This is a genomic window from Embleya sp. NPDC055664, from assembly GCF_053618075.1.
The window spans coordinates 1-14825 of the sequence record NZ_JBSHGZ010000003.1; the positions used below are offsets into that span (position 1 = coordinate 1).

Genomic DNA, 14825 nt, shown 5'->3' on the forward strand with positions numbered 1-14825 from the left:
GGGCGTCGCTTCGTGCGACGCCCGGCACGACTCAGCCGGCGGTGCCGGCCGTCGCCTCCCACGGCCACCGCGCGTCCCGACCCGCCTCCAGGAGCGGGATCATGGTGAACGCGGCGTCGGTGAGGCCACCGAAGGTGTGCCGGTTGCGGCTGCCCGACGGGGTGTGCCCGGCCTGGTAGCCGGCCAGGTTCCAGGTGTACAGCGGAATGTTCTCCGGGATGGACCTGGTCACCTCCTGGGTGTCGTGCCCGGCCTGCTCGTCGGTGACGATCAGCACCCGGTCGTGCGCCCGATACTCCCGACGCAGCGCCAGGGCGGTGTCGGTGCCGCCGCCCAGGAAGTAGCCGTCCTGCTTCCAACGATCCAGCGAGCGCAGCAACGACTCGCCGCGACGCATCGGATAGGTCTTCGTGTGCGCTCCGGGCTTGTCCTCCCAATACCGCCGGGTGCTGGAGAAGGACACCACGTCGGCATACCCGCAGCGCTGACCGATCGCGATGCCGAACAGTGCCGCCGCGTCCCAGCGCATCAGCGTGCCGTCCCGGGAGAAGCCCGACTCCATGCTGGAACTGGTGTCCACCAGGATCAGCGTCTGCCCGGGCAGCTTCGGGACGTTTGCCAGCGCGTGACCGAGCGCCTGCTCCAGCGGGTACGCCCAGCGCAGCGACGGCGCGGCGCGGTGCGCGGACAGGAACCGGAACGGCAACTGCCTGGAGCGCGAGACCTCTTCGGGATCAGCCAGCCGAGCCGCGACCTGCGCGGCGAGGACGTCGTCGACACCGGCCTCGTCGAAGTTGCGCAGGTTGCGCAGCAGTGCCATGTAGCCCATCGACGGGATCACCGCCGACCACGCCGCCGCGTCCATCGGCCCCTGGAGCCAACCCGCCAGCGCCTCCCAGGTGATGCCGGCGGCCCGCAGCCGCGCGGCCGCGTCGGGAGCGCGCAGCAGCGCCGCGCGCTCGGCCGCGGGCACGGCCATCAGCTCGGCGCGCGCGGTGAGCACCGGGTCCGACGCGGGCGGAGTCGCCGTGTCGGGGTGGTGCCGGCGGTCGAGCGCGTAGCCGAACAGCGCGCCCTGCCACGGCTTGTCCGCCGCCGGACGCGGGTGGGTCAGGTTGAGCACGTCGGCGAAGCGGTAGCCCTTGCTCGCGGTGTCGTACTTGAGCAGCGCGTGCGAGCTGTACAGCCGGCGCACGGCGTCCTCGATGCCGCGCTTGATCGGCTTGGGAATGGCCCGGCCGTAGCGCGAGGTCCAGTAGCCCAGCAGCTCGCCGGGCTCGTCGGCGCGGCGCAACACCGCGTCCACCGCCCGGCGGGACAGACCCGGCAGCCCGAACTCCAGGCGAGCGCGCGTCATTTCGGCGGCGCCGACGATCGCGGCGGTACGCATGTTGGCGTCGCGGCGCAGCCAGGTGAGCAGGCCGAGCAGCCATTCGCCGTCGTACACCGCCAGTTCGTGGACGAGCTGGGTGAACCGGTCGTCGCGGGTGCCGCCGCTCTCGTAGAACGTGTCGGTGCCGACGAAGTTCGCCACCGCGAGCAGGAACAACTCACTGCGCGCGTCGCGGGTGTAGCCGGCGCCGCCCTGGTGGGTGACGGTCTTCGAGCCCGTGCTGCGCACCGGCGAGAGGGCGGCCGGGCGGCCTCGGGGCAGGTTGAATCGAGACATGGTGATCCCCCGTGGAATGTGGGGGAGGTGACAACGTCGAGGTGCCCGAGATCGAGGCGACCGGGCTTTCAAGGCGCTCTACCGCTGAGCTACCACCGGCGAACCGGCGACCGGGACTCGAACCCGGGACCACCCCAGCAAAAGGAAGAATTCCCGGTCTGCGCACCGGGCACCCCGACGTTGATCCTCCCGAGATCGAGATGACGCGCGGCGGTGGGACCAGGTCCCACTTCTGGGAAGGAAGTAGCCGCTCGTCTGCGCACCGGGAGGTGCGTTGCTTCGTGTCCGCAGCTTAGGGGTGCGGGACGGGTGGGCGACATCCATTTTTCGCGGCGGCGCGGAGGTGTGCCGTATGGGATTTCGGGTCTCGGGTGGGCGACCGTGTGGGTGGTGCGACGCTTGGGTCCATGAGCGTTTCCGCAGATCCGGGTGCCGCCGGCCGCACGATCCACCGCGACGGCCGACGGTTGCGGGTGCGGGGATGAGCTACGGCGTGGAGTACCACGTCGAGGCGGAGGCGATCCGGCGTACGCTCCCGGCCGCCGCGCGGCGGGCGTGGGCGGAGTTGGAGCGGCGGTTGCGGTACGACCCGTGGACCGTGGGGGCGCGGATGAGCGGGGGGCTGCGCGACACCCTGGAGGCGGCCTTCGCGGCGCACGGGTTCGCGACGTACATCGTGCAGGAGAAGCGGGTGATGGTGAGCGTGATCAACCTGGTGTGGATCGGCTGAGCCGGGCGGGGTTCGGCCGTCGGCGTCCGTGGCATTCGTGGGGGGTTGGGAGGGCTGTTCGGGACGTGGGGGCTGGTGTCATATCGTCTGGAAATCGGTGATCGTGATGGCGGTGGAACCGGACGGGAGAAAGCGGATGATCACGGAGCAGGGATTGGTGGCCGAGCGGTTCGAGGAGAACCGGGCGCATCTGCGGTCGGTGGCCTATCGCATGCTCGGTTCGCTCAGCGAGGCCGAGGACGCCGTGCAGGAGGCGTGGCTGCGGCTGGATCGTTCCGACATCTCCGGCGTGGAGAACCTGGCGGGCTGGTTGACCACGGTGGTCGGCCGGGTGTGTCTCGACATGTTGCGTTCGCGCAAGTCCCGGCGCGAGGACGAGTGGGATACGCACGTCCCGGACCCGATCGTGACCGATGCGGACGGCGCCGACCCCGAGCAGTCGGCCGTGCTGGCCGATTCGGTCGGGTTGGCCATGCTCGTCGTACTGGACACGCTGCCGCCGGCCGAGCGGCTCGCGTTCGTGTTGCACGACATGTTCGCGATGCCGTTCGACGACATCGCGCCGATCATGGACAAGACCACCGCCGCGACGCGCCAGCTCGCCAGCCGGGCCCGCCGTCGGGTCCAGGGCGCGGCGCCCAAGCCCGATCTGCCGCGCCAGCGCCGGGTGGTGGACGCGTTCCTCGCGGCGTCGCGCGGCGGCGATTTCCAGGCCCTGCTCGATCTGCTCGACCCCGACGTGCTGCTGCGCGCCGACACCGGGGACGGCGCGCTCGGGGTGTCGCAACTCGTCCGCGGCGCCCGTGCGGTGGTCGCCCAGGCGCTCTCCTTCGCCCGCATGGCGCAGTACGCGCGGCCGGTGCTGGTCAACGGCTCCCCGGGGCTGTTCACCGCACCGATGGGTCGGCCGATGGGAGTCATGGACTTCACCATCGTGGGCGACAAGATCGTCGAGATCAACATCCTCGCCGACCCGGGGCGACTGGAGCGTCCGGAACTTCGGGACCTGGGGGCGCAGTCGGAGTAGCTGCCGGAGTACGGGAGTGGGTCGGCCCCGGGCGGGCGAACGGCGCCCGGGGCCGCCGCGGCGCTTCGGGGGGCCGTCCCGCGTTCTCGGCTTCAGGGCCGGGTGCGGGGCTGTCCCTGCTGCGGCGGGCGGGACAGGCCCGTGCCTCCGGGGGCGATCAGGCCGCTCTCGTAGGCGAAGACGACGGCCTGCGCCCGATCGCGCAGGTCCAGTTTGTCGAGGATGCGGCTGACGTGGGTCTTGACGGTCTGCTCGGCGAGAAAGAGGTGGGCCGCGATCTCGCCGTTGGAGCGCCCCTGCGCGACCAGTCCCAGCACCTCGGTCTCGCGCGGCGTGAGCTTGCCCAGGCGAGTCGAACTCGGCCGCGTGATCGGGCGGTTGCGGGCGAAGTCCTCGATCAGCCGACGGGTGATCGAGGGCGCGAGCAGCGCGTCGCCGGCCGCGACGATGCGCACCGCCGCGATCAGGTCGGCCGGGGACGCGTCCTTGAGCAGGAAGCCGCTGGCGCCCGCGCGCAGCGCCTCGTACACGTAGTCGTCGATGTCGAACGTGGTGAGCATGAGCACCCTCGGCAGCGGGCCGGACTCGCCCGGCGTGCCCAGGAGTTCGCGGGTCGCGGCCAGGCCGTCCAGGACCGGCATGCGTACGTCCATCAACACCACGTCGGGCCGCGTCTCGCGGGTCAGCCGGATCGCCTCGCGCCCGTCGGCCGCCTCGCCGACCACCTCCAGGTCCGGCTGCGCCGCGAGCAACGCGGCGAAGCCGGCGCGGATCATCGACTGGTCGTCGGCGATCAATACGGTGGTCATGCCACTCCAGGGGTCGACGGGGCCGAGCCGGCGTCGGCCGCCGGCAGGGGCAGTATGGCGGCGACGTGGAAGCCGCCGTCGGGCAGCGCCTCGGTACGCAACTCCCCGGCCAGCATGGCGACTCGTTCGCGCATGCCGATCAGACCCTGGCCGCCGGCGGCCGGTCCCCGGCCCGAATCGGCCTCGGCGGAGGCGGGTTCGACGGGCCGACCGCCGTGCGTGGGCGCGGAGTTGCGGACGTCGATGCGCAGCGCCGAGGCGTCGCCGGACAGGGCCACCCGTACCGTGGCGCCGGGCGCGTGCCGGACCACGTTGCTCAGCGATTCCTGGACCAGGCGGTACGCGGACAGTTGTACGCCCACCGGGACCCGCTCCGGCGCGGGCACGGTGTCCGCGATGGACAGGTGCGCGCCCAGGCCGGCGCGGTGTGCGGTCTCGATCAGTACGGGCAGGTCGGCCAGGCCGGGTTGCGGGCTGTGCTCCGCCGCGGGGCCGCCGTCTCCCGCGCCGGTGTCCGCGTCCTGGCGCAGCACGTGCAGCAGTCGGCGCATCTCGGTCAGCGAACGACGCGCCTCGGCGGCGATCGTGCCGAACTCGTCGGCGGCGGCGGGCGGCAGGTCGGCGATCCGGTAGGGCGCGCTGTCCGCCTGCACGATGATCACCGACATGTGGTGGGCGACCACGTCGTGCAACTCGCGGGCGATGCGGGCGCGTTCCTCCAGGAGGGCGCGCCGGGCGTGTTCGGCCCGGCCGACCTCCTCGACCAGGACCAGTCGGCGCTGCGCGTCGCCGCGGCTGCCGATCGCCTCGGCGGTGAGCGGGGCCAGCGCGGACAGGATCGTGATGGGCAGCAGTTCGTCGACCCGGATCGGGCCGCGCGTCGCGGCGAGCACGGTGCCCGACGCGAGCAGGGTCAGCCACAACACGAGGAGCACGCGGCGCGGGGCGCGCAGGGCGACCACGGTGAGCACCACGACGAGGGAGAACACCGACGTCACGGCCCACGGCCACGGCTCGGCGGAGGACACCGGGTGGGTGGGTACGGCGGTGGCGATCGCCGCGGCCAGGGCCAACCACCAGGCCGGCAGCGGGCGATACAGGCACAGCAGGACCGGTACGGCGCGGGCGATCGCGGCGATCGTCGTCCCGGGGGCGCCCATGTCGTAGTGCTGGTGGAGGTCGAGCCACCCCACGACGGTGAGCACGAGGGCGGCCAGGGTCAACACCCGCACCGTGCGGCGCGTGGGCGGGAGCGGGGCCACCGAGGAGGGCGACACCGCCTCGCGCAGCGCGGACCGGATCGTCGCCGGCCGAACGATCTTCACGGTTGGTGATGGTATGCCGGGAACGGGTGGTCGGTGGGACGGGGCGGGGGTGGAGTCGGCTGCGAGGGTGGTGTGCATGACGGCGTCCGGGGGTCGGCGCGGGGAGGCGGCCGGATGGGGGGTTGGCATCGGTTCGGGTGGGTTCAGGCTGGGCTTTCGGTGCGGAACGTGCGACGCGCACCGGCAGCCCGGAGCGTGGTGAGGCCCTGGATCAGGCACAGGCAGACGGCGAGGAAGGCGAGGCCGCCGATCGCATGTACGGCCCAGACGCCGGCCAGGGAGGGGCCGCCCCACGCGTCGTGGTAATCGGTGTCGCCGTACCAGATCGGGTAGGTCAGGTTGCGGATCGTGTTGCCGTAGGCGTACGCGGCCAGGATCAGCATCGGCACACCCAGCGCCGTGTCGAGGACGGCGTGTCGGAGCACCCGCACGGCGCCGGGGGCGGCGCCCCGGTCGGTCACGGCGCCGCGGTGCCGGCCGCCGCCGGTGTGCGGGTCCAGGAATCGGCGGGCCGCGGCGAGTTGCAGGCGCGCGGCGCGGGACGAACTGCCGCCGAGCGTCAGGACGATGCCGATCAGGCCGAGCGGCAACGCGAGGAACGCATATGCGGAGCGCCGCGCGGCCTCGGACACCGAGGCCGGCGCGAACCGGCGGAGCGGGCGACGACGTCGGGTCGGGGGCGAGGCGGCCGGCCGGGTGCCGGGAGCGGGACGGACGACGGTGGATGCCATGGCGGGTCCTCGGGGTGGGCGCCGGGAGCCGGGCACGCGGGCTTCGGCGGGGGCCGGGGTGTACCGGTTCGTTGCCGGCGGGCGCCGGGTCGGCGCCGTGGATTCCACGCTAGGAGGCGGCCACCGGGTGGGCATCACACGGCGGCGCCAACCCGCGAGTGATACCGGGGTAGGGGGTCGACGGCCGGCCGCGGTGGGTGCCGCTCGCCACGCGGGCGCCGGTCCGCCGCACCCGGCCCCGGTGACCCCGGTACCTCTCCCGCACCATCCGGCGAACGCGTTGGTAGGTTGATCGGTGTAGTCGATCATCAGGGGGATGAACACATGAGCGGACGCACGCGACCGCGTTTGCGGCGGGGGCTGGGTACGGCGATCGGCGGCGCGGCGCTGCTGCTGGTGACCGCCGCATGCGGGAACGAGTCGGGCTCCGGCGATCGGGGCCCGGTCGCGGAGGGGTCGAGCGGGGACGGGGGCGGGACCAAGGCCTACGCGGGAGCCGCAGCGGCGGTCTTCGCGGCGGTGGACAAGGTGCACGGCACCGAATCGGTCGCGATCACGGTGCAGCAGAAGTTGCCCGGCGGCAAGGGTTCGAGCGCGCAGGGCGCGATCAGGTTCGGTGACGCGGGCGGACTGCGGATGACCATGGCGACGCCGCAGGGCACCGTCAAGGGCATGCCGGCGAAAGTCGAGACGCTGGTGACGCCGAATGCGATGTACATGAACATGGGCTCGGCGCTCGCCGCCGAGACCGGCGGCAAGACCTGGCTCAAGATGGACTTCACCGCGATGGGCTCGCTGGACAAGACCGGTGCCCTGGCGGCGGTGGGCGAACTGCTGAACAAGAGCTTCGGCCAGCAGGACCCCACCAGCCAACTGTCGTTGCTCAAGGGGTCCGGCGACATCGCCGAGGTCGGCAAAGAGGACGTGGAGGGTCGACCCACCGTGCACTACAAGGGCACGGTCGACCTGGCCAAGGCCGGCCAACTGGGCGCGGAAGCACTCGGGTTGAGCCCCAAGACCCTGGAGAGCCTGCGCTCGGCGAACGAGGCGATCGGAGCCACGTCGTCGACCATCGAGGTGTGGATCGACGCCAAGACCGACCTCCCGGTCCGGCAATCGGTGCGCACGCCGACCAAGGTCGGCGAGGTGGGCAGTACGGTGGATTATCGGGACTGGGGCACCAAGGTCGACGTGACGCCGCCGCCGGCGAGCGCGACGGTGGACTTCCAGGAGCTGATCGCCAAGGAGCGAGGCGGCGCCAAGGCGGCCTGACCCGGGACCGGGTGCCATCGCGAAAACGCACGCAGCCGCCGGGTCGGATGACCGGCGGCTGCGGTCGGCATCGGCCTCGGGCCGATACCGGAAGAGTGGGTGACCCGCCGAGATCGAGGCGGCAACGGAGACCGGGACTCGAGGCCCCGTACATTTCACCGCCCTTGCGGGCTCCATGGAGTATCCGCGACCTGCGCACCGGGGGTCGGGCGAAACCGTAGCGCGGATGTGCGATCCGGCGCGCGGATCATGTGCCGGGGCGCGGACGGGGCCGATGCGTGGGGACCGACACGGCGGCCCCCACGGGCGCGGCCCTCCCGACGGTCAGGAGGAGTGCGCGCGGGTCTCGGCGTCCTTTTTCGCGTAGTGCTCGCGCTCGCGCCGATCCGCGCGCAGGATGCCTCGGATCACGAACGTGAAGCCGACCGCGACCGCGAGGAAAGGGGTGAGTTCGGCGAATGCGCCGAGTGCGTCCAACACGATGACTCCCAAGGGTGGTGCAGCCGGCCGACCGCGCCTTCGGCAGCACCGAGGGCACGAACCGGGGACGGCTCGCTCCGCCGTTCGTCGTCCGAGCGGCGGGACAACACTACCGCCCGCCCTCGCGTCAACCACCGGCGACCGTGTACCTCGGACGGAGGACCCGGTCCGGCGCGCGGGCCCCGGCTACCGGGCGGACCACGATCGTGATTGACTCGCCGGCGTGTCGCTCGGCCTCATCGTTGTCTATACGTCGCGCCTCGACGCGTGCCGCGAGTTCTACGCCTCGCTCGGCCTGGCCCTGGTCCGCGAGCGGCACGGGAGCGGTCCCGAGCACTACGCCGCGACCCTCGACGACGGCACCGTGATGGAGCTGTATCCGGCGCGGCCGGACCGGTTGACCGGCTATCTGCGGATCGGCCTCGTCCTGGCCGCCGACTCGCCGCTCCCGAAGGGGCGCCATCTGCTGACCGATCCCGACGGGCGGAGCGTGGACGTACGGGTGGGGTGAACCGACCGGGTCAGCGAGGGCCGCCGGTGGCCTCGGCGAAGCGGCGCAGGTCCTCGACGTGCGTACCCCAGCCGTCACGGTGGGCGGCGGCCAGGCTCGGCCCGTCGGGCAGGCGGCTCCAGCCGGTCTCGCGGACCCGGAGCTGGGTGCCGGGGCGGGCCCTGGTCAGCTCGATGGTCACCGTCGTCGACACGGCCCAGTCGTCGTCGGCCCAGGTGAAGCGCAACAGCCGACAGGGGTCGAGCGCCTCGACCCGACCGGTGGTCAACCGCGCCTCGCCGTCGGCCCCGCTCCAGCGCTCCGAGAGCCGGCCGTTCACGCGTGCGTCCAGGTCGAGATAGCTCCACCACATGGCGCGCGAGTCCGGGTCCACGAGGGCATGCCACACGGCCTCGGTGGGCGCGGCGATCACGACACTGACCTCGACGAGCGGTTCACGGACCATGAACCAACCGTAGATCTCACGAACGCCCACGTCAGCCCACGAACGGTCCGCTGAAGGTCAAGACTGCACCACCCCCGAGCGCCCCCGCGCGCCCCCGGAAGGAAGAGCCGACTCCCGTGGGCGCCATCGTGGGTCCGGGGATCCCGGGGTTTGTCGATTGGGGAGCTTCCCGGATGGGGAACGCACTGCACAGGACACGTGCGTACCCCGCGTCACCGGCCCTCGGGAGGATCCGCCCATGCCGCACCCGCCGATCGCAGATCTGCGCAGCGCATTCACCGCCTCCGCCAAACCCGGCAGCCAGGACTGGCCCAGCCTCGCCGACTTCACCGTGTTCGCCGCCGCCGGGCGCACCTGTGGCCGGGCCCCGCTGATCGGCCTGCCCGGCTGGACCTGCGACGACGCCGCGCGGGTCCTGGCCCTGGCCGAACTGGCGGCGCGTACGCCCCACCACGATCTGTCCGCGCACCTGCGCACCCTGTACTGGCGCGGCGACGCCCACGAACGCCGCGCCGTACTGCGCGCGTTGCCCTATCTCGGGGTCACCGGCCACGATCCGGCGCTGGCCACGTCCCTGGTCGCCGACGCCCTCCGCACCGGCGACCCCCACCTGATCGCGGCGGCCCGCTTCGCGGGGACGGACGACGGCCCCGAGCCGGGGTAGCCGGCGGGGTCGCCCGGGTCGGGGACGTGCACCCGATGTCGCCCCCGCCTACCGGCCGCCGTGCCCCCGGGCGTGCTGTTCGGCCGCCGCGTGCCACCAGCGCGGCGGCGACGGGCCGGTGACCGCGGCCGACGGCTGATCGGGATGCAGGCCGAGCCGACGCAGCGCCTCGGGGGGTACGCGGATGTCGTACCAGCATTGCCGACCGCCGTCGGGACCGACCCCGCACAGGAGCCCGATGTAGATCTCCTCGTCGGCGAAGGGCATCCAGTCGATGCCGCGTTCACGCAGTCAAGCGCGTACGGCCGCCGCCGGTCCGAGGCTGCCCCGCACGTTCCGATACGCCGTGATCGTCAACCACCCGTCACCAGGTCCGTCCATGGTGACGATGATGCCGGCCCGTCGGGCGGATGTCCCGGGCCCGGTCGTCGACCACGATCGGGTGCGGTCGGCAGGCTGAAGGACGGCCCGCGTGCGGGCGGACAGGTCGGATCGGGAGTCGGGGGGCCCACATGCGGCGAAGAACAGTGTTGGCGGCGTTGGCGGCACCGGTGCTGCTCGGACCGGGAATGGGCGGCGCACGAGCCGGGACGCGGGATCCGGCGGCATCCGCGGTCGAGCGGATCGGGGGCGCGTTGGGCGACTCGGGCGGCGAACTCGTCGTGCGTGGACGCGAACACGGGCCCGGCTGGACTCGTACCACCCTCGAACTGCGGGACGCGGCCGTGCCGTTGGTGGTCGACGTGGTTGCGGACACCGGGCACGTGCCACGGCGCGTCGCCTACCTGCTGCCCGGCGGCGGCCTCGACTTCGCGTCGAACTTCTTCACGCCCACCGCCCACAACCTCGCCCATCACCTGCGCACGCACGGCTACCTGGTGATCGGCATCTCGCCGCGTGAGAACGGCGCGACCGCCGCCGACCTCTCCGCCGAGTGGGGCCTGGCCGCGCACAAGCGGGACGCCCGCATGGTGATCGACGCGGTCGACGCGGCGCTGCGGGTGCCGTACGACCTGCTCGGCCACTCCGCCGGCGCCGCGCTCGCCCTGGACCTGGCGGCGGATCGGGCGCCGAGGCCGCGCCGGGTGATGGTGCTGGACACGACCGGCCCGTACGAGGGCGACCTCGCCGTCCGCGCCGCGCGGACCAGGGCGGCGTTGGACGCGCAGCTCGTGGCCGGAGTGTACGCGAACGACCCGGGCCTGAAGGGGCTGTTGGCGCGTGCCGTGGGCGACCCGAACGGCGTCTCCGCGGTCCCGCGACCGGTCGATCCGGCGAGCCGGTTCACCAACGCCGCGCTCGCGCACTTCGCCCTGATCCACACCGCCAAGCTGCCCGGGGCGACCAACTGGATCTATGAACAGGGCTTTGCCGCAGGCACGTTCGCCTTCGGCGCGACACCGTCCGACGACCGGTTCACGCTGACCCACGGCCCGCTCGCGACCTGGGCCGACGCCACCGCCCGCCTTGGCGGCGGTCTGGTCCCGATCGCGCTGCTGCGCGACCTCACCGCGATCTGGGCGGGCGAGGAATCGGTATACCGCATCGACTGGTCGGCGATCACCGCCGAGGTCACCTGGATCAACACCGCCCTGGGACGCGGCGATCACCCCGGGGGCGCGAACCTGATCCGGGACGGTGGCAATGCGAAGGTCACCTTCACGGTGATTCCCGACTACGGCCACGGCGACCCGGCCTGGAGCAGCACCGCCGACCGGGACGTGTGGCGGCTGCTGGTGTAGCGGGGCGAGATAGATTCGATCGGATTCGATCACGAACCGATGTGTGAGGGAGTACGCATGGCCTCGATCCACCACACCACCATGACGCCCGGGAAACTGGAACTGCTCGCCGACTGGCTGCCCCGGCAGAGTTGGTACGCGGGCGGGGTCGAAGCGCCGGAGCGGATCCGGGCCGGTGGATTCCGGTTGGACGACCCGGCGGGTGAGGTCGGGATCGAGTTCATGATCGTGGTGGAGGCCGGCGCCCCGGAGCCGGCCGCGTATCTCGTGCCGATGGCCTATCGCGGCGCGGCGCTCGATGGTGCCTGCGACGACGCGCTGATCGGCGTCTCCGAGCATGGCGTGCTCGGTACCCGGTGGATCTACGACGGCGTGCGGGATCCGGTGGTGATGGGGCAGTTGCACGCGGTGCTGCGTGGGGAGGCGACGCCGCAGCATCAGAGTGAGAGCGACACGCCCGACCCGACGGTGGCGGTGTACGGCGGTGACGCGGCTGGTGTGCTCGATGTTCGGGTGAACCGGGTGTTGCGGCCCGTCGAGGCCGAGGAGGGGGCGCCGGGGCGCCTGGTCGCCGGCTGGACCCGGCCGGACGGGACGGCCGTGCGAGGGGTGCTTGTGACCTTCGCGTCACGGTAGTCGCGCCGGGGTGCGGGACGACCGGGCCACGGCGTGCGACCACGCGGTTCGACGGCACCGACTCGTTCGGTGCCGTCGAACCGGCGGGCGGTTCTACGGGGCAAGCTCGGCCAGGGAGTCCGACCACGCCGCGCACAGATCGTCCGCCAACCCGGCCGGGAGACACGTGTCGACCAGGGCCGTGATGTGCATCGTGTCGTCGAAGGAGCCGAGGAAGACGCCGATCGGGGCGCTGTGCGGCACTCCGCCGAGAGGGATCGCGTCGAACACCGGGGAGCCACGGAAGGCGTACGAGTGGCGGGGCCAGTGGTGGGTGGAGCCGGCGGCCAGGTCGATCTGCCAGGGGGACATGGCGGTACGGAGGCCCCAGCGGTCGACGGGCGGAGCCTTGTCCTCCGCGATCAGGTGCAGGCGACGGATCGGGTCGGCCTGATCGCACGGCAGGCGGACCCGGGCCGGCCGGGCGTGGTTGCCCGGCTCCGGGGCGCCCATCGTGCCGGACGGGGACGGCACCAACGCCCAGACCGGCCGCACGCCGCGCCGCCACGGCAGGCCGGGGCAGGTGCGCAGCGCGCCCGCGAGCGCGGCTAGGAAGACGTCGTCCGGACCGACCCCGCGACCGTGCCGCGACGCCGCGTGCAGGCGTTCCGGGTCCAGCTCCAGCCAGGCCATCCGCCGCGTGCCGGTCGCCCCCCGGGTCGCGAACGGCCGAGTGGACGGCGGCGACAGGCGGCGCGCGTGGTCGCGGACACCGAGCACCGCGGGCCCCTGCGGGGTCACCGCCGCCGCCTCGATCGGCTCCACCCCGAACAGCCGCCGGGCCACCTCGACCACCGACGCGTCGTCGAGCAGCGTGTGGTGCGCCTTGAACACCACCGCCCACTCGTCGCCCGCGTAGCCGTGTACGAGCCGCGCCTCCCACGCCGGACGGTCCCGGGGCAGCCGATCCGCCAACGACGCGTCGACCGCCGCGCCCAGCCGTCCCGGGCCGACCGGGTACACGTGCACGTGCCGATCCGGGTCCACCGGCCCGCGCCGCCGGAACGTGCCATCCGAGCGGTAGGCCAGGACCGGCACCCGCCACAACCGGGCCGCCACCGCCTGACGCAGGTCCGCCACCGTCGGCGCCAGGCCGCGAAACCGCAGTACGGCGCCGAGTTCGACCGACCCGGCCCGGCCGGCCCGACCGGAATCGCGATACGCCCGCTCCAACGCGGTCTCGCGCCGCCCGCCGCGTCCCGGCCGGACACAGTCCACCAGGTAGTCCCGATCCACCGCGGTCGCCGACCTCGGCTCGCCGAGCAACGCCCGTACCCCCGAGTCGTCATAGCCCCGACGGTGCGTCAAGTACGGCGTGCACGCCGCGTGTGCCTCCGCGAGCCGCTCCACGCCGGTGGGCCGCGCGGGCGGCTCGGTGACGAACCGCAGGCGTACCGGCAGGAATTCGGCCAGCACCTCGCGCACCACGTGGACCGGGACGTCGTGCGGATGCCGTACGTGGTAGGTGTCCACCCCGCCGGAGCCGGTCAGATCGGCCAACCGCGTCATCATCCGCGCCGCCTCGTGCACCGGCATGAAGTTGAGCCGGCCGTCCGGCGCCGCCGGCAGCCGCAACACCGGCCGCATCCGCCCCGGCAGCCGCGCCGCCCAGCCGAACGCCGCACACCCGCTGGTCACCGCGGCCCGTTCCACCACGTGCCGCAGCGAGTTCGCCGGCACCCCGGGACGATCCGAGACCAGCGTGGTCGGCCGCAGGATCAATGCCGAACGCCCCAGCCGCGCCGCCCAGTCCCGGACCAGCGTCTCCGCCTCGTACTGGGCCCGCTCGTAGTCGTTCTCGAACCCCGCCGAGTCGTCGGCCGGTTGCTCCTTGATCGTGCCGTCGCGACGGGCGCCCGCGACATAGGCGGATCCGATGTGCAACACGCGTGGTCGCCGCCGACCCGCCTCGGCCAACTGGAGCAGATGGCGAGTGCCTTCGACCGTGTCGGGCCACAATTCGGCCATCGTGGCGTCGGGTCGGCGGTCGCCCGCGCAGTGCCAGATCACGTCGATCGAATCGGCCAGCGAGGTGAACTCGGTTCCGGCCAGGCCCAGTTGCGGCAACCTCGGATCGGTCTCGACGATCCGCAGCCGCTCGGGAAGTCGCCGCACCAACTCGTCGGGAGCGGCGGTGACTTCCAGAAAGGCCCGGATCCGGTCGAGGGCGCCGCGCGAGCGCGCGTGGGTCAGGACGGTGATCGTACGGTGGCGGTCCAGCAGTTCGCGGAGCAGATGGAGACCGAGGAATCCGGTGGCTCCGGTGATGGCGACGCGCATGGCTCAGCCAACTCCTTGCAGGTGTTCACAAGTGGCCTGACGGGACGTCGCGTCGACGGTGTCGCCGCGCGGCGAGTCGGGCCCGATGGCGCGCTGCGCCGGGGCATGCGTGGTCAATGTCTTCCCTGGGACGAGCGGGTTTCGTCAGGACGCTAGTCGCCGTACGACCATCACCCACGCGGTATTGGGCCAACCGATGCCGGTGTCACCCGATCGGGTTCACGATCGGTCGGCCGGCGCGCTCGACGACGCGACGGGCCGGCCGCCGGGCGGTCCGGGTCGGGGCCGCCGCGTTCCGCGTCCGGTTGACCCTCGGTGGGGTGACCGGTTCGGTGCCGCCGCATCCGTATCCGGTTGCCCTCGATCGGGGGGCCGGTCCGGTGCCGCTCCGGCCGCGGTGCCGGCCGGAAACCAAAGATTGTGCCCTGTCCGGTGGGTTGGTGCCCCCGAAAGAAGCTTTCTTGA

General features: G+C 72.8%; 15 protein-coding genes. 7 read left to right on the forward strand and 8 right to left on the reverse strand.

The window, feature by feature from the left end:
* Nucleotides 1-31 precede the first annotated feature (31 nt).
* Nucleotides 32-1669 (reverse strand): TROVE domain-containing protein, encoded by a 1638-nt coding sequence (locus ACWGR4_RS05730; RefSeq protein ID WP_452134181.1) that lies wholly within the window; start codon nt 1667-1669, stop codon nt 32-34.
* A 481-nt stretch (nt 1670-2150) separates the two neighbouring features.
* On the opposite strand from ACWGR4_RS05730, the gene ACWGR4_RS05735 reads away from it, so the two are divergent.
* Together ACWGR4_RS05735 and sigJ are read left to right on the forward strand one after the other, a co-directional pair.
* The gene (locus tag ACWGR4_RS05735; protein WP_380010050.1) at nt 2151-2399 is read left to right on the forward strand and encodes a type 2 periplasmic-binding domain-containing protein; all 249 of its coding nucleotides are present in this window, start codon (nt 2151-2153) and stop codon (nt 2397-2399) included.
* Nucleotides 2400-2535: 136 nt separating this feature from the next.
* Nucleotides 2536-3426, forward strand: a complete 891-nt coding sequence (gene sigJ, locus ACWGR4_RS05740; RefSeq protein ID WP_452133217.1) for an RNA polymerase sigma factor SigJ — start codon at nt 2536-2538, stop codon at nt 3424-3426.
* Between the two features lie 92 nt (nt 3427-3518).
* Here the strand turns inward: sigJ and ACWGR4_RS05745 are convergent, their stop codons facing one another.
* The 3 genes from ACWGR4_RS05745 to ACWGR4_RS05755 form a co-directional block, all read right to left on the reverse strand.
* Complete coding sequence (locus ACWGR4_RS05745) at nt 3519-4235, reverse strand: response regulator (protein WP_380010044.1); 717 nt, start codon at nt 4233-4235, stop codon at nt 3519-3521.
* A complete protein-coding gene (locus tag ACWGR4_RS05750; protein ID WP_452133218.1) occupies nt 4232-5560 on the reverse strand; it encodes a sensor histidine kinase in 1329 nt (442 codons plus the stop codon). Before ACWGR4_RS05750 ends, ACWGR4_RS05745 begins: the two co-directional genes overlap by 4 nt.
* 143 nt (nt 5561-5703) lie before the next feature.
* Nucleotides 5704-6291: a hypothetical protein gene (locus ACWGR4_RS05755; RefSeq protein ID WP_452133219.1), complete on the reverse strand. Its 588-nt coding sequence runs from the start codon at nt 6289-6291 to the stop codon at nt 5704-5706.
* A 324-nt stretch (nt 6292-6615) separates the two neighbouring features.
* Between ACWGR4_RS05755 and ACWGR4_RS05760 the strand changes: the two genes are divergently transcribed.
* Complete coding sequence (locus ACWGR4_RS05760; protein WP_452133220.1) at nt 6616-7563, forward strand: hypothetical protein; 948 nt, start codon at nt 6616-6618, stop codon at nt 7561-7563.
* 324 nt (nt 7564-7887) lie between these two features.
* On the opposite strand, the gene ACWGR4_RS05765 is transcribed toward ACWGR4_RS05760, so the two are convergent.
* A complete protein-coding gene (locus tag ACWGR4_RS05765; RefSeq protein ID WP_160161830.1) occupies nt 7888-8043 on the reverse strand; it encodes a hypothetical protein in 156 nt (51 codons plus the stop codon).
* 223 nt (nt 8044-8266) lie between these two features.
* Here ACWGR4_RS05765 and ACWGR4_RS05770 point away from each other — a divergent pair, with 223 nt between their 5' ends.
* Nucleotides 8267-8554 carry a VOC family protein gene (locus ACWGR4_RS05770; RefSeq protein WP_380010032.1) on the forward strand — a complete coding sequence of 96 codons (288 nt, stop codon included), beginning with the start codon at nt 8267-8269 and terminating at the stop codon, nt 8552-8554.
* Nucleotides 8555-8564: 10 nt separating this feature from the next.
* On the opposite strand, the gene ACWGR4_RS05775 is transcribed toward ACWGR4_RS05770, so the two are convergent.
* On the reverse strand, nt 8565-8999 hold the full coding sequence (locus ACWGR4_RS05775) for an SRPBCC family protein (RefSeq protein ID WP_380010029.1): 435 nt from the start codon (nt 8997-8999) through the stop codon (nt 8565-8567).
* A gap of 238 nt (nt 9000-9237) precedes the next feature.
* Between ACWGR4_RS05775 and ACWGR4_RS05780 the strand changes: the two genes are divergently transcribed.
* Nucleotides 9238-9663: an EboA domain-containing protein gene (locus ACWGR4_RS05780; protein WP_380010026.1), complete on the forward strand. Its 426-nt coding sequence runs from the start codon at nt 9238-9240 to the stop codon at nt 9661-9663.
* 48 nt (nt 9664-9711) lie between these two features.
* Here ACWGR4_RS05780 and ACWGR4_RS05785 read toward each other — a convergent pair whose 3' ends face one another.
* A complete protein-coding gene (locus tag ACWGR4_RS05785; protein ID WP_380010023.1) occupies nt 9712-9930 on the reverse strand; it encodes a hypothetical protein in 219 nt (72 codons plus the stop codon).
* Between the two features lie 245 nt (nt 9931-10175).
* Here ACWGR4_RS05785 and ACWGR4_RS05790 point away from each other — a divergent pair, with 245 nt between their 5' ends.
* Both ACWGR4_RS05790 and ACWGR4_RS05795 read left to right on the forward strand, forming a co-directional pair.
* Entirely contained in the window at nt 10176-11405 is a 1230-nt protein-coding gene (locus ACWGR4_RS05790) for a hypothetical protein (RefSeq protein WP_452133221.1), read from the forward strand.
* 57 nt (nt 11406-11462) lie between these two features.
* On the forward strand, nt 11463-12041 hold the full coding sequence (locus ACWGR4_RS05795) for a maltokinase N-terminal cap-like domain-containing protein (RefSeq protein ID WP_452133222.1): 579 nt from the start codon (nt 11463-11465) through the stop codon (nt 12039-12041).
* A 93-nt stretch (nt 12042-12134) separates the two neighbouring features.
* On the opposite strand, the gene ACWGR4_RS05800 is transcribed toward ACWGR4_RS05795, so the two are convergent.
* Nucleotides 12135-14360: an SDR family oxidoreductase gene (locus tag ACWGR4_RS05800; protein ID WP_452133223.1), complete on the reverse strand. Its 2226-nt coding sequence runs from the start codon at nt 14358-14360 to the stop codon at nt 12135-12137.
* Between the last annotated feature and the right edge of the window lie 465 nt (nt 14361-14825).